The sequence below is a fragment of the Ensifer sp. WSM1721 genome (genome assembly GCF_000513895.2).
GTDB lineage: Bacteria > Pseudomonadota > Alphaproteobacteria > Rhizobiales > Rhizobiaceae > Sinorhizobium.
The window spans coordinates 1186163-1208703 of sequence record NZ_CP165783.1 but is presented as its reverse complement, the minus strand read 5'-3'; the positions used below and the strand labels follow the sequence as shown (position 1 = coordinate 1208703).

The window sequence follows — 22541 nt, the reverse complement described above, 5'->3', positions numbered from 1 at the left end:
GCACGATGGCATCTATCGGTTTCATTGGACTGGGTATCATGGGCACGCCGATGGCGCGCCACCTTCAGAATGCCGGCCACAAGGTCATCACCTCGAAATTCGCCATCCCGCCGCGCCAGGAGCTCGTCGACAACGGGCTCGAGATCGTCGAGACGCCGAAGGCGCTCGCCGAGACGGTCGACACGATCATCCTTATGCTGCCGGACACGCCGGAAGTGAAAGATGTCCTCTTCGGCGAAGACGGTGTCTGTTACGGCCTCCGCAAAGGCAAGCTTGTCATCGACATGAGCTCGATCTCCCCCATCGAGACTAAGGAATTCGCCAGGAAGATCCGCGAGACCGGGGCGGAATATATCGACGCGCCGGTCTCAGGTGGCGAAGTCGGCGCCAAGAACGCCTCGCTCAGCATCATGGCGGGCGGCTCGCCGGAATCCTTCGAGCGCGCTTTGCCGCTCTTCAAGCTGATGGGCAAGAACATCACGCTCGTTGGCGATTGCGGCGACGGCCAGGTCACCAAGGTGGCCAACCAGATCATCGTCGCACTGACCATCGAGGCCGTTTCCGAGGCGCTGGTCTTCGCCTCTAAGGCAGGAGCCGATCCAGCGCGCGTCCGCGAGGCGCTGATGGGCGGCTTTGCCTCCTCGCGCATCCTCGAAGTTCACGGCGAGCGGATGATCAAACGGACCTTCGAACCGGGCTTCCGCATCTCGCTCCACCAGAAGGATCTGAACCTGGCGCTGCAAGGGGCGAAGAGCCTCGGCATCTCGCTGCCGAATACGGCTGCCACCCAGGAACTCTTCAACAATTGCGCCGCCAATGGTGACAGCGGGCTCGATCACTCTGGGCTCGTGCGGGCGCTCGAACGCATGGCGAACCACCCGGTCGCCTAATTGAGCCAGACGCGCATGATCCGCCGGGCGGGCGTCCCCATCCACCGTGAGCGATCATGCAAACCCGGGCGGCGGTAGAGGAGTCGTCGCCCGGGCTTACACGAACGGGAGAGAAAATGGTCGCTATCGCCGATCCGCGCCGATTCCTGGAAACGCTGTTCATGTCGGCGGTGGCCGCCGCCGAACCTTCGCGCGTCATCGCCGCCAACCTGCCGGAGCAACCGAAGGGACGCACGGTCGTCATCGGGGCCGGCAAGGGCGCGGCGCAGATGGCGCTTGCTTTCGAGAGGCTTTGGCAAGGGCCTATCAGCGGCGCGGTTGTCACGCGTTACGGCTTCGGCGTTCACTGCAACAGGATCGAGGTGCTGGAGGCCTCGCACCCGCTGCCGGACGAAAGCGGATTGTACGCGTCGAAGCGGCTCATCGCCGAAGCCGAGGGCCTGACGAAGGACGATCTCGTCGTGGCGCTGATCTGTGGTGGCGGTTCGGCGCTTCTGCCTTTGCCGCCGCCGGGTCTCTCGCTGGAAGACGAGATCGCCGTCAATCGCGCGCTGCTCGCCTCGGGCGCGCCGATCCGGGCGATGAATGCCGTGCGCAAGCATGTTTCCCTGATCAAGGGCGGTCGCCTGGCGGCGGCCGCCTACCCTGCAAAGGTCGTCTCGCTCGTCGTCTCCGATATTCCCGGGGACGATGCCGCGTTGGTCGCTTCCGGTCCGACGATCGCCGATGAAGCGAGCCGTGACGAGGCCTTGAAGATCATCGAGCGCTATCGGCTCGCGCTGCCGGAACAGGTTATGCGGTGGCTGGCGAGCGAGGCCGCGGATGCACCAAGACCTTCCGATCCGCGCTTTGCGAGAAACGAGGTGCGGCTGATCGCCTCGGCAAGCGTTTCGCTGGAAGCGGCCGCGGCCAGGGCTCGGGCCGAAGGCATCGAGGCCGTGGTTCTTTCCGACGCGATCGAGGGCGAGGCGCGCGATGTCGGGCTGGTCCATGCCGCGATTGTGCGAGAGGCGGCGATGCGCGGCCGCCCCTTTTCAAAACCTGTCGTCGTGCTTTCGGGCGGCGAAACGACCGTGACGCTCCGGGGTGGGGGCCGCGGCGGCCGCAACAGCGAGTTCCTGCTGTCGCTTGCGCTAGGGATCGATGGCGTTGCCGGCATTTCCGCGCTCGCTGCCGATACCGACGGCATCGATGGTTCTGAAGACAATGCCGGCGCTTTTGCCGACCATACGACGGTCGCCCGCCTTCTCGCGCGGCGGCTAGACGCGGCCGCGCTGCTTCAGCGCAACGACAGTTGGGCGGCCTTCGATGCGCTCGCCGACCTGTTCAAGCCGGGTCCGACCGGCACCAACGTCAACGATTTCCGGGCGGTGCTGATCCAGTGATCGATCGTGTTGCCGGAATAGCGCCGACTAGATTAAGGGAGGAGAACCCATGATATCCCTACCGATCCGGCCGCTTTCACGCGGCGAATTCGCGCCTTTCGGCGACGTCATCGAGCCGGACGAGGCGAGGAGCTTTCCGATAAATGCCGGCAAATGCATCCGCTATCACGACCTTGCCAAGGTGGAGACGAGCGGGCCCGAGGCCCGGACGCTCGTGAGCCTGTTGCGCGGCGAACCCTATGAGATCCCGCTGACGCTGGCGATGGTCGAACGGCACCCGCTCGGCAGCCAGGCCTTCATACCGCTCACGGAAAACTCCTTCCTCGTCGTCGTCGCACCGGACGAGGGCGGCGAGCCGGGGGAGCCGATCGCCTTCGAGACTGCGCCCGGTCAGGGCGTGAACATCGCGCGAAACGTCTGGCACGGTATCCTGACGCCGCTCCATTCAGTGTCCGACTTCGTCGTCATCGACCGGGGCGGCGGCGGATGCAATCTGGAGGAACACTTCTTCGATAAACCGTACAGGGTGGAGTACGCCTGACCGATATCTGTGCCTTCGCACTTGTTGCGAGCCCTTCTAGCTCTTAGGTTCCGGCGATCAGTTCGTGATCTTTTGAGCCATGCAGCAATTCGCCAGGAAAATGTGGGGAGATACCGGGTGGGGCATGCCGAGCTCCATCGCCCTGCACCTTGCCCTGGCGTTTCTCCTGCTGGTTCGGTTGCCCGAGCTCTCGTCGCCGGCGGGCGAGCAAAGCGTCAATGTCGAGCTCGTCGCGCCGCCGCCGAACGCCGAGGAAAAGCCGCCGGAGAAGCCGCGCGAGGCAAAGAAGGAACAATCCCGGTCCCAGCCGCAGGCGTTCGAGTCCGCCGCTGCGCGTGCCGAAAAGGAGAAGCCCGCTCGACCGGAGCTGCCTCCGGCGGCGCCCAACAGGATCGACGAGCCGCGTGAGCAGCCGGAGACCTCGCAATCGAGTCCCGCAAAGGCCGAGAACGCGGCCAGCGAAAAGCCCCCGGAAACCCGTGCGATGCGTGCGGAGTTGCGCGTCGACGCGGAAGACGGGCTGAACAGGGCCGCCAACACCCCACCGGCGCCCCAGACTGCGGCCATTCCCCAGGAGAAACCGGTTCCGGCGGCGACGGCGGATGAGCCGCGGAAAGCCGAAGAGGCCGCGACCGAGCGCCAGGCGAAGAAGCTTGTCGAAGCGCAAGAGCTCTATTCGGGGAATGCCTTGTCCGACCCGCGCGTGAAACAGGCGCTCGGCAGGCTTCCGCCGAAAAAGCGCATTCTGCAGCTTTGCAGCATCGAGGCGCTTGAACAGGTGCGACGCCAAAGGCCCGATGCCTTTCCGGACATGCTCGTTCCCTTCGGCCCCACAGGCGGCTTCATTTCGGCTGCCGGCCTCAGCGCCAGCGGCGGCGCTTTCCGCAGCCGGGCGAAATGGTATGAGATCGACTTCAAATGCGAGGTCAACACGGAGACAAACGCCATCGCCTCCTTCAGTTTCGCCCTCGGCGGCGCCATTCCGGCGAGCGAGTGGAGCGCGCGGCAGCTCCCGAAAGAATAGCTGGTTTTTCCCGCCAAACGATGTTCTTTGGACTGGACGGCCGGACGAGGTCAGTTTCTGCCCGTCCAACCGAGCGGAGGAAGGGATGGGAATCGCCTATCGATGGCTGAACGAGCCGGCGAGCTGGGAGGGCGACGAACGGGCTTTGTCGCTCCGGACCGACGGCAACACGGATTTCTGGCGCGAAACCTTCTACGGTTTTGTGCGCGACAGCGGGCATGCCTACCTTCGGCCGGTTTCGGGCGACTTCACCGCCTCGGCGACGATCATCGGTGCCTATGAACAGCTCTACGATCAGGCCGGCTTGATGCTGAGGCTTGACGAGCGCAACTGGATCAAATGCGGCATCGAATATACGGACGGCTTGATGCACTTCAGCGTGGTCGTGACGCGCGGCGTCTCGGACTGGTCGGTCATCCCGCTTCACGGCCGGGCGCCGTCGGATCCCCTGGAGGTGCGGCTGACACGGCATGACGATGCAGTGCGCGTGCAATTCCGCTTTGGCGATGAGCGATGGCAAATGGCGCGGCTCTGCCCGTTTGATGCCGCCGATGCCGAGGTCGGCGTCATGGCCTGCTCGCCGGAGCGTGCCGGCTTCGAGGCGAAGTTCCGCGAGATCAGCGTCGGCCCGCCGATCGCTCGTGCGCTGCACGACGATTGAACGCAAGAGGGGCTACGCCTTTAAGCGTCGTGCAAAGGGATCGACACGCGCTTTCCCGATTTCCGCGCTGCAAGCTGATTGCCCTAAGCGATCGCGCGCGGCGTTAGATTGATCGGCCGGCAGGAGTCGCGGATCATCAGGCGCCCATGGAGCACGAGCCGGCGCGGTTCCTCGCGGCTCTTGCCCGACAGGCGGTCGAGCATGAGTTGCGCAGCCTGTTCGCCGATCGCCTGGACGGGCTGGGCAATCGTCGTCAGATGCGGCTGAAAGACGTCCGCCCAAGGAAAGTCGTCGAAGCTCGCAACGGAAATCTCGTCCGGGCAGCGAAGGCCGATGTCGCGGATCGCCTTCATCACACCGATGACCATCAGGTTGTTGGCGGAAAAGATCGCCGTTGGCCGTTCGGGACTTGTCAGCAGCTGTATCGTCGCCGTGTAGGCGTCCTTTTCGCGGAAATTGCCGATCCGCACCAGGTCCTCCTCATAAGGCAATCCCGCCGCTTCCAACGCTGCCCGGTAGCCGGACAGGCGCTCGCGCCCGGTCGACGTATCGAGCGACCCTGAGATATAGCCGATGCGGCGATGGCCGAGGCCGAGCATGTAGAGCGTCGCATCCTGAACGGCGCGACGGTTGTCGATCACGACCGCATCGGTGTCGACGCCGTCCAGAAGCCTGTCGATCAAGACGGTCGGCAGGTTGGCGCCGGCAATGATGCGCTTCAGCGTCTCGTCGTCTCCTGCGGGCGCGATGATCAGGCCATCCACACTTCGATCGATCAGAAGTGCGATCTGTTCGTCCTGCATCGCCACGTCTTCATCGTTGCAGCAGAGCATCACGGCGTAGCCGGCACGGTGCAGCACGTCCTGGATGACCGCGACGACGTCGGTGAAGAACGGGTTCGTAATGTCGGCAACCATCAGGCCAATGGTGCGCGTCGTCCCGAGCTTGAGGCTGCGGGCGATCGCGTTGCGTTTGTAGCCGATCAGGCTGATCGCCTGCTCGATCCGGTTGCGCAGTTCCGGGCTGACCGGTGCCGAGCCGTTGATAACGGCGGATACCGTCGCCACTGAAACACTGGCGGCCCTGGCGACGTCGAGCATGGTCGGTGCGCTGGATCTTCGTGAGCTTCGTGGTTGCCGCATGTCGTCTCAAAACGTTTCGAAAAGTTTTCGCTGTAAACTGTATTTGAAGCCAAGGAATTACGCAATAATGAGCAGTCGTCGGTGTTTTCGACTGCTTGACAGCGTCTAAACGTTTAGACTAGGCTGTGGGCCGATAGATCGTCAGATGTCGGCGGAAGGGAGGCTGCCAATATCATGCGCGATGAAAAACAGTCGACGTCTCGGTCGGACGACGCCGTCGATTCCGGTTGCCCGATCCTGGCCGCTGAAGCAATTTCGAAATCTTTCGGCGGTGTCGCGGCGCTCAAGGATGTTCGCTTCGATCTTCGCGCCGGCGAAATCCATGCGCTGATGGGCGAAAACGGCGCCGGCAAGTCGACACTCATGAAGATTCTGTCCGGTGTCTACACCGAGTACGACGGGACCGTCTGGGTCGACGGAGAAGCGGTGAGATTCTTAAATGTCCGGGACGCCGAGGCAGCCGGCATCGCCATCATCCATCAGGAGCTCAATCTCGTTCCCGAGCTCAGCGTTGCCGACAACATCTTTCTCGGACGCGAGCCGGTCATCGCCGGCCTTTTCGTCGACCGCAAGGCCAGCCTCGAGGCGGCACGCCAGCAACTGAAGCGTCTCGGCATCGAACTCGACCCCGAGGCCCGGGTCGGGCAATTGCGGGTCGGCGAGCAGCAGCTCGTCGAGATCGCCAAGGCCCTGTCGCTGCAGGCACGTATCCTGATCATGGACGAACCGACCTCGGCGCTTTCTCCGGGCGAGTGCCAGCGGCTCTTCAAGATCATGCGGCAGCTCGCGGGCGAGGGCGTCGGCATCGTCTATATTTCCCATCGCATCGACGAGGTGATGCACCTCAGCGACCGGATCACGGTTTTTCGCGACGGCCGGTATGTCTGGACCCGGCCCATGGCCGATCTCGACGAGGATACCGTTATCGCGGCCATGGTGGGGCGCAGCCTTCTCGACATTGAGCGGGGCGGCCGGTCGGCAAGCGGTGAGCCCGTGCTTTCGGTCAGGGACCTCTCGCTTTCGATAGCCGAGCGGCATGGCTGGCGCGACGTGTTGAAGGGCGTCAGCTTCGACGTGCGTGCCGGTGAAATCCTCGGCATCGGAGGATTGCTCGGGGCGGGGCGCACGGAAATCCTGGAAACGATCTTCGCTTCGGCCGAGGGCCGCAGCGGCGGCGAAGTCCGATTGGGTGGGGTTCCCGTCGATATGCGCTCCCCGCGCGATGCGCGCCGTCTCGGGATAGCCTTGGTGACGGAGGACCGCAAGGCGAAGGGCCTGCATCTGCGCGATTCGATCACGGACAACGTGGCCTTGCCGCTCGTCAACTGGCTCGCTCGCTTCGGCCTTCGTTCCTTCGAGAGGGAAGATGCGCTCGCGAGTAGGGCGGTCAGCACGCTCGGCGTGCGCTGCAACGGCACCGATCAGTTGACCGGGACCTTGTCGGGCGGCAACCAGCAGAAGGTCGTTATCGCCAAGTCTCTGGCGACCGCTCCGCGTGTCCTGCTTCTCGACGAGCCGACGCGCGGCATCGATGTCGGTGCGAAACGCGAGATCTACGACCTGATCTTCAAGCTCGCCGGCGAGGGGCTGGCGATCATTGTTGTCAGCTCCGAACTGCCTGAGCTCCTGCATCTCGCCGATCGCATTCTGGTGATGGCCGAGGGTCGGCAGACCGGACTTATCTCTAGGGAGGAGGCGAGCGAGGAGCGCATCATGCAGCTCGCCGCGCCGCGGGGTACGCATGGAAGGGCGGTTGCATGACTTTTCTGAAGGCGCTTTCGCGCACGAAACTCTATTGGGGCCTCATCGCCATCTTCCTGATCGGGGTCCTCTCCTCGCCGGTGACATCGTCGGGCAAGAACATCTTTCTCTCTTCCGGCAACCTTCTCGACGTGTTGCGGCAGGTCTCGACCACGGGGCTCATTGCCACCGGCATGACGGCGGTCATTCTGACCGGCGGCATCGATCTGTCGGTCGGCTCGCTGATGGCGATATGCACCGTTGTCTGCGCCATGCTGCTGACCGTTCCCGGCGAGACGACTGCCGTGTTCCTGGGGCTTCCGGCCGTAGGGCTCGCGGCGCTTCTCATCGGCGCGGTTACGGTGCGCTTCCTGTTGCTCAACATCGAGAAATCGCGATCGGGCGAGAAGCACATCCGCGACGTTCACCTCGATCGCACGCGCGGCACGATTCTGCCGGCCGTCGCCGGCATCGCCCTTTGCGGGCTGGTGCTGAGTTTCCTGCTGCCACAGGTACAGACCAAATTCGGCGTTGCCGGCGTTTTGCTCGTGGCGCCCGCCGTCGGTCTGCTCTTCGGCACCGTCAACGGTGTGATCATCGTCGCGGGACGCTTGCAGCCCTTCATCGTCACGCTTGCGATGATGGTGACGGCTCTCGGTATCGCCCGGCTCACTGCCGGCCAGAACAACGCGGTCCTGCCGGTCTACACCGGCAGCAATGCCACCGCCGATTTCGACGTGCTGCGCCAGCTCGTTTTCGGCATCGTCCCGATGCCCGGCATATTCTTCATCGCGGCAATTCTCCTATACGGGGCGATCCTGCGATTCACGCCCTTCGGCCGCTACGTCTATGCGATCGGCGGAAATGAAGAGGCTGCGCGGCTCTCGGGCATCAATGCGGGACGCGTGAAGATCGTTACCTATGCGGTCTCCGGTCTGCTCGCGGGGATCGCGGCAGTGCTCTATGTCGCGCAATACCGGCAGGGGAAGCCCGATGCCGGTGCGGGCCTGGAGCTCGATGCGATCGCGGCGGTGGTAATCGGTGGAACAAGCCTGATGGGCGGGCGCGGAAGCCTTGCCGGGACGTTTTGCGGCGTGCTGATCTTCGGTCTGCTCTCCAACATCCTGCAGCTCCACAACATCAACTCCAATCTTCAGTTGGTGCTGAAAGGCGTAATCATCATCGGCACGGTGCTCGTGCAGGAGCGCAACGCCTACGACCTTCTCGCGCAGTTGCGGCTGGCGGGCGCCAGCCGGCGCCCGGCTCAAAGGGAAACGTCCGCGGAGGAGCGGACGCCAGGAGAGACGTTGTCTTTAACAATGGGAGGAAAGAAAGAATGAAACGCCGTGACATCATGAAACTGACCGCTGTTGCCGCCGTTCTCGCGGCGACGACTGCCCTGTTGCCGGCCGGCGACGCCATGGCTCAGGACAAGAAATGGCGTATCGGTTTCAGCCAGGCCACGACAATCGAGCCGTGGCGTGCCCAGTTCAACAAGGACATCATCGCCGAAGCGGAAAAGCATCCGGAGGTCGAGCTCATCATAACCGACGGTGAGGACAAGACAGAAAAGCAGGTGGCCGACGTCGAGAACCTCATCCGCCAGGAGGTCGACGCCTTGCTCGTGTCCCCGAAAGAATCCGCCGGGCTAACAGGCGTGGTGCAACAGGCGATCGACGCCAAGATCCCGGTCTTCGTCCTCGATCGCAACGTCGAGACCGATCAATACACCCAGTTCGTAGGCGGCGATAACAAGCTGATCGGCCGGGCCGCCGGCGAGTACGCAGTCGAGCTCCTGGGCGGCAAGGGCAAGGCTCAAGGCACCATCGTCGAAATATGGGGTGGCATGGGCACGCAGCCCGCACATGACCGTCACGAAGGCTTCCACGAATTCACCGATAAGGAGCCCGGCATCAAGCATCTCCTCGACCGGCAATCCGGCGACTGGAAGCAGGATCAAGCCTACAACATCATGGCGACGGCGCTCCGCAACAACGAGAAGATCGATCTCGTCTACGGCCACAACGATCCGATGGCCTACGGCGCCTATCTCGCGGCCAAGGATGCAGGTCGCGAGAAGGAGATGAAGTTCATCGGCATCGACGCGTTGCCGAACGAGGGCGTGACCTGGGTCAACAATGGCGAGCTGACGGCGACCTTCCTCTATGCGACTCCCGGTGCTGAGGGCCTGCGTCAGGCAATCAAATTCCTGAATGGGGAAAAGGTGGAAAAGACCGTCACACTCGACACGATGAAGGTGACGAAGGAAAACGCCGCCCAGATCATGAAGGAGAAGGGTTTGTAATCACGACAGCGCGCGCCCGGGCAGGGCGCAGAAAGGTCGCTGTAGCACTTCGAACGGCTGGATGTTTGTCCTGAAATCGGCTCCGATTCAAGGAAACATGCAGCACACGGGCGGCGGGAGACGGGCGGGGGGTCGCCCGCCGCCCTGCCTTTCATCGCATCATAGCCAATGCCGCGCTGAAGAAGTCCTCGCCGCCGAAATTGCCGGATTTCAGCGCCATGAGCATCTCGCCCTCGGAATTGCCGATCGTCCGGAGCACCGGAACGCCCGGTGCGATCTCCGGGCCGATCAGGAAGGCCGGGATGCCGAGCCTGTCGACCGTCGCGCCGGAGGTTTCGCCGCCGGCAACGACGAGGCGCTTCACGCCGCGCGCCACCAGTTCGCCGGCGATCGTCGCCGTTGCGGCTTCGATCGCGTGACCGGACGCTTCCCGCCCATAGCGGGCTTGCAAGCGTGAAACGACATCGGGTGAGGCGCTAGCTGCCACGATCACCGGACCCGCGGCAATCCTCTCACCGGCCCAGGCAATCGCCGCGGAAATCTCGTCCGATCCGGCAAGCAGCCTTTCCGTATCGAGCCGCAGCACGGGCATGGACCGCTCGGCAACCTCGATCTGTTTCAGCGTCGCGGCCGAGCAACTGCCCGCGACGACCGCGGCAAGGCCGCCGACCGGGCGAATGGCATTGCTCGTGCCGGCATGCGCCGATGCGCGGCCGGAGCGCACAAATGCGCGGGCCAGGCCGAGTCCGAGGCCGGATGCGCCGGTGGACACGGGCGTTTCGAGCGCCACCTCGCCGAGGACTTCGAGATCGCGTTCGAAAACCGCATCGGCGATCGCGGCGGTCATGCCCTGAGCACTGAGGATCTCAAGCCGCTCCTTCACCGCCGCAGGTCCCATGGAGACGGTCGTGAGATCGACGAGGCCGACGGCTCTTTGCGATTGACGGGCCAGCACCCGCACCAGATTGGCGTCGTGCATCGGGTTCAGCGGATGGTCTTTGAGCGGGCTTTCGTTGAGCGGCTGGCCGTTGACGAAGAGATGGCCGAGATAGACGGTGCGTCCCGTTTCCGGAAAGGCGGGGGTGGCGAGCACGATGCCGCCGCCCGCAGCTTGGGCCAGCGCCTCCGTCACAGGACCGATATTGCCGGCGTCGGTGGAATCGAAGGTCGAACAGATCTTGTAGAGCACATGGGCAGCGCCGCGATCGCGCAGCCATTGATCCGCCTTGCGGGCGGCAGCGACGGCCTCGTCGGCGGCAACGGAGCGGATCTTCAGAGAAACGACCACAGCGTCGACGTCCGGCAAGGCGAGGGACAGATCCGGAATGCCGACCGTCTGGACGGTGCGAAGGCCGTTCTTCGTCAGCGTGTTGGCGAGGTCGGAGGCGCCGGTATAGTCGTCGGCGATCGATCCCAGCAGAATGGTCATCGGTCAGCTCCGTGCAAAAGGCTTGAACCAGGCGAGGCCATCGAGTGTGCGGCCGCGCGGAGCATATTCGCAACCGACGAAACCGGCATAGCCGAGCCGGTCGATCTCGGCGAACAGGTAGGGATAGTTCAGTTCCTCCCCGTCGGGCTCGTGGCGCGAAGGGACGCTCGCTATCTGGATATGGCCGGTGATCGGCATGAGGTGCCGGAGCGCCATGGCGACGTCGCCATGCATGATCTGCCGGTGATAGATGTCGAATTGGAGCTTCAGGTTGGCAAGTCCAAGCTCCGCGATCAGCGTCTCGGCGGCGCCGAAATCATTGAGAAAATAGCCGGGCATGTTGCGGCCGTTGATCGGTTCGATCACGAGATCGATTCCTATTTCGGCGAGTCGCTCGGCCGCAAAGGCCACCGAGCGGCGATAACAGGTCGCGGCTTCCCCGTCGGAGGGATCGGCAAGGCCCGCCATCAGATGCAGCCGTTTGACGCCCGTCGCCGCGGCATAGTCGAGTGCCTTTTCGATGTCGGATTTCAAATCATCGAAGCGGCCGGGGAGGGCGGCGATGCCGCGTTCGCCCGCCGCCCAGTCCCCCGGAGGCAGATTGAACAGCGCCTGCTCAAGCTTGTTGCGGGCAAGCCGCTCCGCGATCTTTTCCGGCGGCACCTCGTAGGGAAATAGATACTCGACGGCCGTGAACCCCGCTTCCGCGGCGGCGTCGAAGCGGTCGAGGAAAGACCACTCGTTGAACATCATCGTCAGGTTGGCGGCGAAAACGGGCATCGGTTCCTCCTTTACGCCGTGTGTGGCTCTTTGCCTTGGCCCGGCAACTCTGCGCCCGAGAGTTGAGCATAGAGGCGTGCGAGGGAAGAATCGTCGTCGCGCCCCATGCCGGCGCCCGAGGCAGCTAGATACATTTGCAGCGCGGCCGCGACCAACGGCACCGGATAGCGCTCGGCGCGCGCCATGTCCTGCACGATGCCGAGATCTTTCACGAAGATTTCGACGGCGCTGAGCGGAGTGTAGTCGCCGGCAAGGACATGCGGGATTCGGTTTTCGAACATCCAGGAATTGCCGGCCGAGGCCGTGATCACCTCGTAGACCTTTGCGAGATCGAGCCCCTGCTTGGCCGCGAAGCTGATCGCCTCGCAGGCGGCGGCGATGTGCACGCCGGCAAGGAGCTGGTTGATCATCTTGAAGGCCGCGCCGGTCCCGGCGGCGTCGCCCAGTTCGTAGACCTCGGCCGCCATGGCGTCGAGCGCGGGACGGGCGACGGCGAAGGCTTCGGCGGAACCGGACGCCATAATGGTCAACTCGCCTTTTGCCGCCCTTGCTGCACCACCGGAAATCGGCGCGTCGAGATAATGGAGCCCGAGCGCCTCTGCCCGCTTCGCCAGGCTGCGCGCGACGGCCGGGTCCATGGTTGCCGACGAGACGAAGGCGGCGCCCGGCTTCATTGCCTCGGCGATGCCGTCCGGGCCGAAGAGGACCGCCTCCGTCTGCGCGGCATTGACGACGACCGAAACGACGATGCCGGCGTTCTGCACGGCCTCTTTGAGGGTGCCGGCGCCAAGCCCTCCTTCTGCGACGAAGCGCTCTATTGCGACCTGCGCGACGTCGTAACCGACGACCTCGATGCCGGCGCGCTTCATCGATTGCGCCATGCCGAAGCCCATCGAGCCGAGGCCGATCACGGCGGCCCTGCACCGCGGATTTTCATTCAATGACATGGCAACGTCTCCCGTGGCGAATTCGGAAATTCCCTCCGGACAACCGCCGGAGGGGCATCGTTTGAGCGTCTAGCGATTGACGGTCTTGGCAGGGACCGCCAGCACGGCGAGCGCGCCGACAACGAGAACGGCGGCAAGGAAATACATGCCGGCGCTGTTGCTGCCGGTGAAGTCCTTCAGATAGCCGACCATAAACGGTCCGAGAAAACCGGCAAGATTGCCGACCGAATTGATCCAGGCGATGCCGGCGGCAGCCCCCGTGCCGGCCAAAAAGGCTGTCGGCAGGGACCAGAAGAGCGGCGCGCAACTGATCGCGCCGGCGGCGGCGAGGGAAAGGCAGATGATGGCCGCCGTCGTGCTGCCCGCCATCGTCGCAGCGGCGAAACCGCCGGCGGCGATCAAGGCCGGCACGACGAGATGCCAACGCCGCTCGCGCAGCCGATCCGAGGAGCGCCCGAGCGCCAGCATGGCGATGAAGGTGCAGATATAGGGGATGGCGGAGATCAGGCCGATCTGAAGATTGCCCGTCACGCCGGACGCCTTCACCATCGTCGGCATCCAGAAATTGAGGCCGTACTGCCCGAGCACGAAGCAGAAATAGATGAGGCACATCAGCCAGACGCGGCGGTCGGTTATAGTGGCGCCGATGCTGTGCGGGCTCGATGCTTTCGTCCGGTTCTCAGCGCTGATGTTGACGGCGAGCACGCTCTTCTCCTTGTCCGTGAGCCACTTCGCGTCGCCAATTCTGTCATCGAGATAGAAGAAGGTGACGATGCCGAGGAGAACAGCCGGTATCGCTTCGATCAGGAACATCCATTGCCAGCCGGAAAGGCCGTGGCTTCCGTGGAAGCTGTCTATGATGAGGCCGGAGAGCGGATTGCCGAAGATGGCAGAAATCGGGATCGCCGACATGAAGGTGGCGATGATCTTCGCACGCCGATGCGCCGGGTACCAGGACGTCAGATAGAGGATGATGCCGGGAAAGAATCCCGCCTCGGCGACCCCCAGCAGGAAGCGCAGGACATAGAAGACCATTTCCGAGGAGGTGAACATGAAGGCGGCAGAGATGATGCCCCAGGTGATCATAATGCGGGCGATCCAGACGCGCGCGCCGACCTTGTTCAGAATGACGTTGCTCGGCAGCTCGAAGAAAAAGTAGCCGATGAAGAAGATGCCGGCACCGATGCCATAGGCCGCTTCCGACAGGCCGAGTTCGCTCGACATCTGCAGCTTGGCGAAGCCGACATTGACGCGGTCGAGATAGGCGACCACGTAGCACAGCATCAGGAATGGAACGATTCTCCAGAAAACCTTGGCATAGGCCCGATCCTCCAGCGCGCGTTCGAAATATGCGCCATCGGCTGGCGCCTGCGTTTGCAGGGTCATGATTATCCTCCTCCTTCAGAATTTGTCAGGCCCTCGCCACTTCCCGACATGGCGCACTACCATGGTTGGCAGCGCTGCCAATATTAGGTAGACCATCTTGGCAGCGCTGCCAATCAAAAAATGGTAGCGCTGCCAAAAATTCGGTCTATTGAATGGAAGGGCAGGGCTGCGGTGTCGAAGGCATCTATGGCGAGCGATGGCGGGCTCTCGGGAGTGAGCGCAAAGTGACTTTCGACTTTAAGCACCAGACGACGGTAACACTTGCCGAGGTCGCGGCCGCAGCCGGCGTCGGCGAGAGCACCGTCTCGCGCGTCCTTCGCAATCACGGCTCCTTTTCCAAGAAGACACGGGACCGGGTGATGGAGGCGGTAGAAAGGCTCGGCTATGTGCCGAACCGGATTGCCGGAACGCTCGCATCCGCCGGATCGCGTCTCGTCGCCTTTGTGATCCCGTCGCTCTCCAACATCGTCTTCCCGGACGTGCTGCGCGGCGCGAGTGCCGTGTTGGAGGCGCACCAGTATCAGGCGGTCTTTTCCGTGACGGACTACGATCCGGAGCAGGAGGAGGCGCTCGTCGCCGCGATGCTCGCCTGGCGGCCGACGGCGGTGATGCTGGCGGGCTTCGAGCACAGCGAAGGCACGCTCAAGAGGCTGCGCGCGAGCGGCTGCCGGGTCGTGGAACTGCTCGATCTCGATGGCTCTCCGGTTGACCTGGCCGTCGGCTTTTCCAACGCGGCAGCCGGCCGCGCAAGCGCCGAGTTCCTGTTGAAGCGCGGCTATCGCCGGATCGGCTATGTCGGCCATGACCTTCAGCGCGACACCCGCGCCGGAAAGCGCTTTGGCGGCTTCTGCGAGACGCTCGGTTCGGCCGGTTTTCCGCTCGTCGACCGGGAAATTCACGCGGGCGCTTCGTCGGTGGAGAGCGGGCGGCTGGGGCTCGAGCGGCTGCTTGCGAGACAACCCGATCTTGATGCGGTCTATTTTTCGAACGACGACATGGCTCTCGGCGGCTACTTCCACTGCCTCGCCCAGGGAATCTCGATTCCCTCGCAATTGGCGATCTTCGGTTACAATGGCCTCGATATCGGCCGGGTGACGCCGCAGCCGCTCTCGACCATCCGCACGCCGCGCGTTGCGACCGGCCGGGTCGCGGCCGAACTCGTGGTGGCGAACGCTCCGCCGCAAGTGATCGACCTCGGTTTCGAACTCATCGAAGGCGCGACTGCCTGAACTGAAAGGATCTCCAATGTCCGATGCCCGTCTTCGCGAGGAAATCTGCCGCTATGGCCGGTCCCTGTTCGAACGGGGCCTGACCCCCGGCTCCTCCGGCAACATATCGCTCAGGCTCGATGATGGCGGCTGGCTCGTGACGCCCACCAACGCCTCACTCGGCTTTCTCGATCCCGCCCGCATCTCGCGGCTCGACGCTGGCGGCGAGCTCGTCTCGGGCGACAAGCCCACGAAGGAAATCCCTCTTCATTCCGCCCTTTACGACACCCGCGGCAGCGCGCGGGCGATCGTCCACCTTCATTCGACCCATGCGGTGGCGCTGACGATGCTGCCTGAAATCGATCCGCGCGCCGCTCTGCCGCCGATGACGCCCTATTATCTCATGCGTGCCGGCGAGACCGCGCTGGTGCCCTATTACCGCCCCGGCGATCCGGCGGTCGCCGATGCGATCCGCGGGCTTGCGGGCAAATATTCCTCCGTGCTGCTTGCCAATCACGGACCGGTGGTGGCGGGTGACAGCCTCGAAGCCGCAGTCTTCGCCACGGAGGAACTGGAGGAAACGGCGAAGCTCTATCTGCTGTTGCGCAACCTGAACCCGCGCTATCTCAGTCCGGCTCAGGTCGCCGATCTTGTGAAGACCTTCGGTCTCGACCTGCCGTCCCATGACGATCATGAAGGGCATGACCACGGCTGAGCGCTCCCGCCTTCGGTCGACATTCTTATGCGCTGCAACAAGAACCTTCATCACTTTTGATGCAGTGCGGCGACGAACTAGCCTTGACGGGGCCTCCTTAAGGTCGTCTATTCATATTACTGATCCGGTGGACCAACCAGTAGATCAGTGGAGGCGCCGATGATTGGCAGTCCGATACTCACGCAGATGCCAAAGGTGGGGCGAGGCCTGGACCGCCGCACGGCCCGTGAGATGATTGCCGAGAAGCTGATGGTGCTGGTTGCGACCAATATGCTCAGGCCCGGAGACGAGCTCCCTGGCGAACGCGAACTCGCCAATGTGCTGCATGTCAGCCGCGAGACGGTGCGGGGCGCGATCCAGATACTGGCCGCGCGCGGGATCATCGAGGTGTCGCAGGGAAGCCGCAGCCGGGTCGCCGATGTGGATCTCAGCGACGTCACCGTAACCATCGCCTCGCCCAACGCCATCGACAGCTACGATCTCGAGGACGTTCACGCTGCAAGGTTGCACATTGAGCTCAGGGTGGTGGGTGACGCGGCCGAGAACATCGATGACGAGACGTTGAGCAAGCTCGAAAGCCTGCTCGAAGCGCAGAAGCTTGCAGGAAACGACGCGATGCGCTTCCTGATCTGCGACCGCGAGTTCCACGTCGCGATCTACCGGGCCTGCGGCAATCCGCTGCTCGCCGATTTCGTGACCGACCTTTACACCTATATGATGGACTACCGGCGCAGCGCCATGTCGCGGCCGGGCGCGATCGAGGCCAGCTACGCGGATCACAGCGAAATCGTCGCTGCGCTGAGACGGCGGGATCGTGATGCGGTGGTCGCCGCCTTTCACCATCATCTCATTCGCATTTATGAGACGACCAAGGATCTCCTCGCCGGCAAGGAGGCCGGCGGGAAGAAGCAGAAGCAGAAAGGGACCTGAGCCCGCAGGATCGGGCGTGGCCGAACGGAGGAGGTTCGCCGCGAATGCATATCATGGTCATAGGCGCGGCCGGCATGATCGGCCGCAAACTGGTCGAGAAGCTCGCCGCCGAGCCGGATGCGCTCGGCCGGAACATCGAAAAAGTGACGCTGGCGGACGTGGTTGAGCCCTCGGCCCCGCCGGCCTTTTCTTCGATGTCGACAACCCTCGCGCTCGATCTCTCGACGGAAGGCAGCGCCGAGCGGCTCGCGTCGTCTCGACCCGACGTGATCTTTCATCTTGCCGCGATCGTCTCCGGCGAGGCGGAGGCGGATTTCGACAAGGGCTACCGTGTCAATCTCGACGGCACGCGTGCGCTTTTCGACGCCATCCGCGCCGAGAGCCGCAAGGAGCCTTACTTCCCGCGCGTCATCTTTGCCTCCTCGATAGCCGTTTTCGGCCAGCCTTTCCCGGAAAAGATTGGCGACGAGTTCTTCACGACGCCGCTCACGAGCTACGGCACGCAGAAGGCGATCTGCGAATTGCTGCTTGCCGACTATACGAGGCGCGGCCTGTTCGACGGCATCGGCATCCGTCTGCCGACCATCTGCATTCGCCCCGGCCAGCCCAACAAGGCCGCCTCCGGCTTCTTTTCGAATATCCTGCGCGAGCCGCTCGCCGGCAAAGAAGCTATACTGCCGGTGGAGGAAAACGTCCGCCACTGGTTCGCGAGCCCGCGTTCGGCCGTGGGATTCTTCCTGCATGCGGCGCGGATGGATACGAGCCTCATCGGGCCGCGACGCAATTTGACGATGCCTGGCCTCTCGGCGCTGGTGGGCGAAGAGATCGAGGCACTCGGGCGCATCGCCGGCCAGAAGGCCGTCGGCCTCATCCGCCGCGAGCCGGATCCGGTCATTGCCGCGATCGTCTCCGGATGGCCGACGAATTTCGATGCGCGTCGTGCGCGCGAGCTCGGCTTCACGGCTGAAAGCAATTTCGACGAGATCATCCGGATCCATATCGAGGACGAGCTCGGAGGGAGGATCTGACATGGCGCGAGCTGTAAGGTCGGGCGAAGGAAAGATCGCGCTGGTGACAGGCGGCGGCACCGGCGTCGGACGCGGCATCGCCAAAGCGCTGAGCGCAGAAGGCTATAGCCTCGTCATCACCGGACGCCGTCCGGACGTGCTGGAACGGGCAGCCGGCGGGATTTCAGCGGGGCCCGGCAGCGTCGTGCGCGCAATCGCCTGCGACGTCGGCAACCCGGATCAGGTCGCAGCGCTGTTCGGAGCGATCCAGGCGGAATTCGGCCGGCTCGATCTTCTCGTCAACAATGCCGGCTCGAACGTGCCACCGGTGCCGCTCGAAGAGGTGACCTTCGAGCAATGGAGCGGCATCCTCGCGGCGAACCTCACAGGCGCCTTCCTCTGCACGCAGCAAGCGTTTCGGCTGATGAAGGTTCAGGATCCGCGAGGCGGGCGGATCATCAACAACGGCTCGATTTCGGCGTCGACGCCCCGGCCCAACTCCGCGCCCTACACGGCAACCAAGCATGCGATCACCGGGCTCACCAAGTCGACCGCGCTCGATGGGCGGCCATTCGACATCGCCTGCGGCCAGATCGACATCGGCAATGCGGCGACGGATATGACGCAAAAGATGAACACCGGCGTTCTGCAGGCCAGCGGCGAGATCGCCGCCGAGCCGACGATACCGGTCGAGCACGTCGCCGAGGCCGTCGTCTACATGGCGAGCCTGCCGCTCTCGGCCAATGTGCTGACGATGACGGTGATGGCGACAAAGATGCCGCTGGTCGGTCGCGGATAGGTCAACGCTTGCGCCTGCCCTATATCCGGAGAGGGAATGATAAAGGGCTCGGCAGAGGCAGATACAGATTGTGGGAGGAATACCTATGGCAGGCGTGGATTTCATCGATGTCAGGAAGTCCTTCGGTGCTTTTCCGGTCATCAAGGGCGTGAACATCGAAATCGAGGATGGCGAGTTCGTTATTCTCGTCGGTCCGTCCGGCTGCGGAAAGTCGACCTTGCTCAGAATGCTGGCGGGACTCGAGAACATCACCGCCGGCGAGATCCGCATCGGCGACCGGGTGGTCAACCGGCTGCCGCCGAAGGACCGCGACATCGCCATGGTGTTCCAGAACTACGCGCTCTATCCGCACATGACGGTCGCCGACAACATGGCCTTCTCGCTGATGTTGGCGGGCAGGCCGAAGGCCGAGATCGACAAGCGCGTCGGCGTGGCGGCGGAAATCCTCGGCCTGTCGAAACTGCTCGACCGCTATCCGCGCCAGCTTTCCGGCGGCCAGCGCCAGCGCGTTGCCATGGGCCGGGCGATCGTGCGTGATCCGCAGGTGTTTCTTTTCGACGAGCCGCTTTCTAACCTTGATGCGAAGCTGCGCGTCGCTATGCGCGGCGAGATCAAGGAGTTGCACCAGCGGCTGAAGACGACGACCGTCTACGTCACTCACGACCAGATCGAAGCGATGACTATGGCCGACAAGATCGTCGTCATGCACGACGGCATCGTCGAGCAGCTCGGCGCGCCGCTCGATCTCTATGACAATCCCGCCAATCTCTTCGTCGCCGGCTTCATCGGTTCGCCCGCGATGAACATGATCCACGGACGGCTTCACCCCGAAGATCCGGCGGCCTTCATGACCGCGGACGGCACGGCGCTGCCCGTCGCCCGGCCGGCTGCAGCCGCTCGCGGCCGTGATCTCGTCTACGGCCTCAGGCCCGAATACATGGCCCTCGATCCGAACGGTCTGCCCGCCGAGGTCGTGGTCATCGAACCGACTGGCTATGAGACGCAGATGATCGCCAGGCTGGGTGGCAACGACGTAACCTGTGTGTTTCGCGAGCGGGTGACTGCCAAGCCCGGCGAGACGATCCATCTTTCGATCGACGGCGCCCATGTGCACCTGTTCGACGCCGAAACGGGGCGGCGACTGTTCGACTGATACCGTGCGGCCGGGGAAGGGGAGGAGCCTTCCTCGGTGCCGCGCGGGTGATGCCAGGCGATGGCCGCGCATCGGAGTTGCCGCATTTGCCAAGCGGGACGGCGAATGCCGGAAGAAATGCTCCCGCTGTTTCAAGGAGGAGTACCAAATGCCGATAAAAAGACGTGACTTTCTCGCAGGTTCCGCGGCGCTTGCCGGTATAGCGGGCCTGTCGCCGCTCGGGGTCCGCCCATCCTTCGCGCAAGCCGCCGAGCCGAGCTACAAGCCGGAAGAGGGCGCAAGCCTCAGGCTTCTCAGATGGACGCCCTTCGTCAAGGGCGACGAGGATGCCTGGCTCGCCAATACCAAGAAGTTCACCGAGGCAACCGGCGTCGAGGTCCGCATCGACAAGGAGAGCTGGGAGGACATCAGGCCGAAGGCCGCCGTCGCCGCGAATGTCGGCTCCGGCCCGGACATGGTGATGTGCTGGTTCGACGATGCGCATCAATATCCGGACAAGCTCGTCGACGTCACCGAGCTCGCCAATTATCTCGGCAACAAATATGGCGGTTGGTACGACGGCGTAAAGGGCTATGCGACCCGCGACGACAAGTTCATCGCCATGCCGCTGACCGCGATCGGCAACGCGGTCTGCTACCGCGACAGCCACATGAAGGCCGCGGGCTTCAGCGAGTTCCCGAAGGATACGGCTGGCTTCCTCGAGCTCTGCAAGGCGATGAAAGCCAAGGGCACGCCGGCCGGCTTCCCGCACGGCAAGGCCGTCGGCGACGGCAACAACTATGCCCATTGGCTGCTCTGGAGCCACGGCGGCAAGATGGTCGACGAGAGCGGCAAGGTCACGGTCAACAGCCCGGAGACGCTGGCAGCGATCAACTATGCAAAACAGCTCTACGAGACCTTCATTCCGGGCACCGAAAGCTGGCTCGACATCAACAACAACCGCGCCTTCCTGGCTGGCCAGGTTTCGCTGACGGCGAACGGCGTTTCGCTGTACTATGCGGCCAAGAAGGATGCGGCGCTCGCGGAACTCGCGTCGGACATCCGCACGACCAACTTCCCGATCGGCCCCGTCGGCCAGAGCGTCGAACTGCATCAGACGAGTTCGATCCTGCTCTTCAACCACAGCAAATATCCGGAAGCCGCCAAGGCCTACATCAAGTTCATGATGGAAGGCGACCAGATGAATGCCTGGATCGAAGGCTCGAGCGCCTATTGCTGCCAACCGTTGAAAGCTTTCGCCAACAACCCGGTCTGGACGGCTGATCCGATCCACGCGCCCTATGCAAAGGCTTCCGAGACCTTGCGTCCGAACGGATATGCAGGTCCCCTCGGCTATGCCTCGGCAGGCGTGATGGCCGACTATGTGCTGGTCGACATGTTCGCCACCGCCGTCACCGGCCAGATGACGCCGGAAGACGCGATGGCCGAGGCAGAGCGGCGGGCAAACCGCTACTATCGCGTCTGATCTTCCCGTGGCGGCCCGAGGGGGCCGCTACGACATCAGGCAAACGCGTCGGCGGCCGCTCCCGCCGACGCAATTCAGTCCCGTCGGAGAAGCTCGATGTCCATCACGTCGTCCGAAAACCCGCCATCCACCACGACCTCGCTGATGCAGAACAACAATGTGCTCGGCCTCCTGTTCATGCTGCCGGCGGCCGTCTTTCTCATCTGCTTCCTCACCTATCCGCTCGGCCTCGGCGTCTGGCTCGGCTTCACCGATACGCGCATCGGCCGCGACGGCATCTTCATCGGGCTGGAGAACTACGTTTTCCTTGCGAGAGATTCCGTTTTCTGGCTCTCGGTGTTCAACACGCTTCTCTATACCTTCGTCGCCTCGATCCTGAAGTTTGCGCTCGGCCTGTGGCTGGCGCTACTGCTCAACGAGAATCTGCCGTTCAAATCCTTCTTCCGCGCGATCGTGCTTCTGCCCTGGGTGGTGCCGACGGTACTTTCGGCCCTTGCCTTCTGGTGGATCTACGATTCCCAGTTCTCGATCATTTCCTGGTCGCTGATGCAGCTCGGCATTATAGATGGCCCGATCAACTTCCTCGGCGACCCGACGAACGCGCGCGCCTCGGTCATCGCCGCCAATGTCTGGCGCGGCATTCCCTTCGTCGCGATTTCGCTGCTCGCCGGCCTGCAGACGATCCCGGCGTCGCTGCAGGAGGCCGCCTCGCTCGACGGCGCCACGAGCTGGCAGCGCTTCCGCTATGTAACCCTGCCGATGCTGACGCCGATCATCGCCGTCGTAATGACCTTTTCGGTGCTCTTCACCTTCACCGATTTCCAGTTGATCTACGTCTTGACCAAGGGCGGGCCGGTCAATGCCACGCATCTGATGGCGACGCTTTCTTTCCAGCGCGGCATTCCGGGTGGGCAGCTCGGCGAGGGGGCGGCGATCGCGGTTGCCATGATCCCGTTCCTGCTCGCCGCCATCATGTTCAGTTTCTTCGGCCTGCAGCGCCGCAAATGGCAGCAGGGCGGCCAGGATTGAGATCG

General features: G+C 63.5%; 21 protein-coding genes. 16 read left to right on the top strand and 5 right to left on the bottom strand.

Going from position 1 to position 22541, the window contains the following annotated elements; genetic code table 11:
- Window positions 1–5: 5 nt before the first annotated feature.
- The 5 genes from M728_RS23215 to M728_RS23195 all read left to right on the top strand — a co-directional run bounded on the left by M728_RS23215 (window position 6) and on the right by M728_RS23195 (window position 4501).
- Complete coding sequence (locus M728_RS23215) at window positions 6–890, top strand: 2-hydroxy-3-oxopropionate reductase (RefSeq protein WP_026621013.1); 885 nt, start codon at window positions 6–8, stop codon at window positions 888–890.
- A gap of 116 nt (window positions 891–1006) precedes the next feature.
- A complete protein-coding gene (locus M728_RS23210; protein WP_026621012.1) occupies window positions 1007–2275 on the top strand; it encodes a glycerate kinase in 1269 nt (422 codons plus the stop codon).
- Window positions 2276–2324: 49 nt separating this feature from the next.
- Window positions 2325–2816, top strand: coding sequence for an ureidoglycolate lyase (locus M728_RS23205; RefSeq protein WP_026621011.1), 492 nt, complete (start codon window positions 2325–2327; stop codon window positions 2814–2816).
- Between the two features lie 79 nt (window positions 2817–2895).
- Window positions 2896–3840, top strand: coding sequence for a DUF930 domain-containing protein (locus M728_RS23200; RefSeq protein WP_156943441.1), 945 nt, complete (start codon window positions 2896–2898; stop codon window positions 3838–3840).
- Window positions 3841–3925: 85 nt separating this feature from the next.
- The gene (locus M728_RS23195) at window positions 3926–4501 is read left to right on the top strand and encodes a DUF1349 domain-containing protein (RefSeq protein WP_026621009.1); all 576 of its coding nucleotides are present in this window, start codon (window positions 3926–3928) and stop codon (window positions 4499–4501) included.
- A gap of 83 nt (window positions 4502–4584) precedes the next feature.
- Here the strand turns inward: M728_RS23195 and M728_RS23190 are convergent, their stop codons facing one another.
- Window positions 4585–5601 (bottom strand): LacI family DNA-binding transcriptional regulator, encoded by a 1017-nt coding sequence (locus M728_RS23190; RefSeq protein ID WP_026621008.1) that lies wholly within the window; start codon window positions 5599–5601, stop codon window positions 4585–4587.
- A gap of 216 nt (window positions 5602–5817) precedes the next feature.
- Here M728_RS23190 and M728_RS23185 point away from each other — a divergent pair, with 216 nt between their 5' ends.
- Genes M728_RS23185 through M728_RS23175 form a run of 3 tightly spaced genes read left to right on the top strand, consistent with a single transcriptional unit; the run spans window position 5818 to window position 9688 of the window.
- On the top strand, window positions 5818–7404 hold the full coding sequence (locus M728_RS23185; protein ID WP_026621007.1) for a sugar ABC transporter ATP-binding protein: 1587 nt from the start codon (window positions 5818–5820) through the stop codon (window positions 7402–7404).
- Entirely contained in the window at window positions 7401–8723 is a 1323-nt protein-coding gene (locus M728_RS23180) for an ABC transporter permease (protein WP_026621006.1), read from the top strand. The genes M728_RS23185 and M728_RS23180 overlap by 4 nt, the downstream gene beginning before the upstream one ends.
- A complete protein-coding gene (locus M728_RS23175; protein WP_026621005.1) occupies window positions 8720–9688 on the top strand; it encodes a substrate-binding domain-containing protein in 969 nt (322 codons plus the stop codon). Before M728_RS23180 ends, M728_RS23175 begins: the two co-directional genes overlap by 4 nt.
- 151 nt (window positions 9689–9839) lie before the next feature.
- Here the strand turns inward: M728_RS23175 and otnK are convergent, their stop codons facing one another.
- The 4 genes from otnK to M728_RS23155 all read right to left on the bottom strand — a co-directional run bounded on the left by otnK (window position 9840) and on the right by M728_RS23155 (window position 14230).
- Complete coding sequence (gene otnK / locus M728_RS23170) at window positions 9840–11117, bottom strand: 3-oxo-tetronate kinase (protein ID WP_026621004.1); 1278 nt, start codon at window positions 11115–11117, stop codon at window positions 9840–9842.
- Between the two features lie 3 nt (window positions 11118–11120).
- Window positions 11121–11897 (bottom strand): 2-oxo-tetronate isomerase, encoded by a 777-nt coding sequence (otnI, locus tag M728_RS23165; RefSeq protein ID WP_026621003.1) that lies wholly within the window; start codon window positions 11895–11897, stop codon window positions 11121–11123.
- 11 nt (window positions 11898–11908) lie between these two features.
- A complete protein-coding gene (gene ltnD / locus M728_RS23160; RefSeq protein ID WP_026621002.1) occupies window positions 11909–12844 on the bottom strand; it encodes an L-threonate dehydrogenase in 936 nt (311 codons plus the stop codon).
- Window positions 12845–12913: 69 nt separating this feature from the next.
- A complete protein-coding gene (locus M728_RS23155; RefSeq protein WP_026621001.1) occupies window positions 12914–14230 on the bottom strand; it encodes an MFS transporter in 1317 nt (438 codons plus the stop codon).
- A gap of 224 nt (window positions 14231–14454) precedes the next feature.
- Here M728_RS23155 and M728_RS23150 point away from each other — a divergent pair, with 224 nt between their 5' ends.
- From M728_RS23150 to M728_RS23115, 8 genes are all read left to right on the top strand, one after another.
- Entirely contained in the window at window positions 14455–15459 is a 1005-nt protein-coding gene (locus M728_RS23150) for a LacI family DNA-binding transcriptional regulator (RefSeq protein WP_026621000.1), read from the top strand.
- A gap of 16 nt (window positions 15460–15475) precedes the next feature.
- The gene (locus M728_RS23145) at window positions 15476–16153 is read left to right on the top strand and encodes an aldolase (protein WP_026620999.1); all 678 of its coding nucleotides are present in this window, start codon (window positions 15476–15478) and stop codon (window positions 16151–16153) included.
- 159 nt (window positions 16154–16312) lie between these two features.
- Complete coding sequence (locus M728_RS23140) at window positions 16313–17083, top strand: FadR/GntR family transcriptional regulator (RefSeq protein WP_026620998.1); 771 nt, start codon at window positions 16313–16315, stop codon at window positions 17081–17083.
- Window positions 17084–17127: 44 nt separating this feature from the next.
- A complete protein-coding gene (gene denD, locus M728_RS23135) occupies window positions 17128–18111 on the top strand; it encodes a D-erythronate dehydrogenase (protein ID WP_026620997.1) in 984 nt (327 codons plus the stop codon).
- Window position 18112: 1 nt separating this feature from the next.
- On the top strand, window positions 18113–18889 hold the full coding sequence (locus tag M728_RS23130) for an SDR family oxidoreductase (RefSeq protein WP_026620996.1): 777 nt from the start codon (window positions 18113–18115) through the stop codon (window positions 18887–18889).
- Window positions 18890–18974: 85 nt separating this feature from the next.
- On the top strand, window positions 18975–20042 hold the full coding sequence (locus M728_RS23125) for an ABC transporter ATP-binding protein (RefSeq protein ID WP_026620995.1): 1068 nt from the start codon (window positions 18975–18977) through the stop codon (window positions 20040–20042).
- 148 nt (window positions 20043–20190) lie between these two features.
- Entirely contained in the window at window positions 20191–21507 is a 1317-nt protein-coding gene (locus tag M728_RS23120; protein ID WP_026620994.1) for an ABC transporter substrate-binding protein, read from the top strand.
- 96 nt (window positions 21508–21603) lie between these two features.
- Window positions 21604–22536 (top strand): carbohydrate ABC transporter permease, encoded by a 933-nt coding sequence (locus M728_RS23115; RefSeq protein ID WP_026620993.1) that lies wholly within the window; start codon window positions 21604–21606, stop codon window positions 22534–22536.
- Window positions 22537–22541 lie beyond the last annotated feature (5 nt).

Coding starts and splice junctions, on each gene's coding strand:
- M728_RS23215 (WP_026621013.1), top strand. CDS start 6: ATGGCATCTATCGGTTTCATTGGACTGGGTATCATGGGCACGCCGATG.
- M728_RS23210 (WP_026621012.1), top strand. CDS start 1,007: ATGGTCGCTATCGCCGATCCGCGCCGATTCCTGGAAACGCTGTTCATG.
- M728_RS23205 (WP_026621011.1), top strand. CDS start 2,325: ATGATATCCCTACCGATCCGGCCGCTTTCACGCGGCGAATTCGCGCCT.
- M728_RS23200 (WP_156943441.1), top strand. CDS start 2,896: ATGCAGCAATTCGCCAGGAAAATGTGGGGAGATACCGGGTGGGGCATG.
- M728_RS23195 (WP_026621009.1), top strand. CDS start 3,926: ATGGGAATCGCCTATCGATGGCTGAACGAGCCGGCGAGCTGGGAGGGC.
- M728_RS23190 (WP_026621008.1), bottom strand. CDS start 5,601: ATGCTCGACGTCGCCAGGGCCGCCAGTGTTTCAGTGGCGACGGTATCC.
- M728_RS23185 (WP_026621007.1), top strand. CDS start 5,818: ATGCGCGATGAAAAACAGTCGACGTCTCGGTCGGACGACGCCGTCGAT.
- M728_RS23180 (WP_026621006.1), top strand. CDS start 7,401: ATGACTTTTCTGAAGGCGCTTTCGCGCACGAAACTCTATTGGGGCCTC.
- M728_RS23175 (WP_026621005.1), top strand. CDS start 8,720: ATGAAACGCCGTGACATCATGAAACTGACCGCTGTTGCCGCCGTTCTC.
- otnK (WP_026621004.1), bottom strand. CDS start 11,117: ATGACCATTCTGCTGGGATCGATCGCCGACGACTATACCGGCGCCTCC.
- otnI (WP_026621003.1), bottom strand. CDS start 11,897: ATGCCCGTTTTCGCCGCCAACCTGACGATGATGTTCAACGAGTGGTCT.
- ltnD (WP_026621002.1), bottom strand. CDS start 12,844: ATGTCATTGAATGAAAATCCGCGGTGCAGGGCCGCCGTGATCGGCCTC.
- M728_RS23155 (WP_026621001.1), bottom strand. CDS start 14,230: ATGACCCTGCAAACGCAGGCGCCAGCCGATGGCGCATATTTCGAACGC.
- M728_RS23145 (WP_026620999.1), top strand. CDS start 15,476: ATGTCCGATGCCCGTCTTCGCGAGGAAATCTGCCGCTATGGCCGGTCC.
- M728_RS23140 (WP_026620998.1), top strand. CDS start 16,313: ATGATTGGCAGTCCGATACTCACGCAGATGCCAAAGGTGGGGCGAGGC.
- denD (WP_026620997.1), top strand. CDS start 17,128: ATGCATATCATGGTCATAGGCGCGGCCGGCATGATCGGCCGCAAACTG.
- M728_RS23130 (WP_026620996.1), top strand. CDS start 18,113: ATGGCGCGAGCTGTAAGGTCGGGCGAAGGAAAGATCGCGCTGGTGACA.
- M728_RS23125 (WP_026620995.1), top strand. CDS start 18,975: ATGGCAGGCGTGGATTTCATCGATGTCAGGAAGTCCTTCGGTGCTTTT.
- M728_RS23120 (WP_026620994.1), top strand. CDS start 20,191: ATGCCGATAAAAAGACGTGACTTTCTCGCAGGTTCCGCGGCGCTTGCC.
- M728_RS23115 (WP_026620993.1), top strand. CDS start 21,604: ATGTCCATCACGTCGTCCGAAAACCCGCCATCCACCACGACCTCGCTG.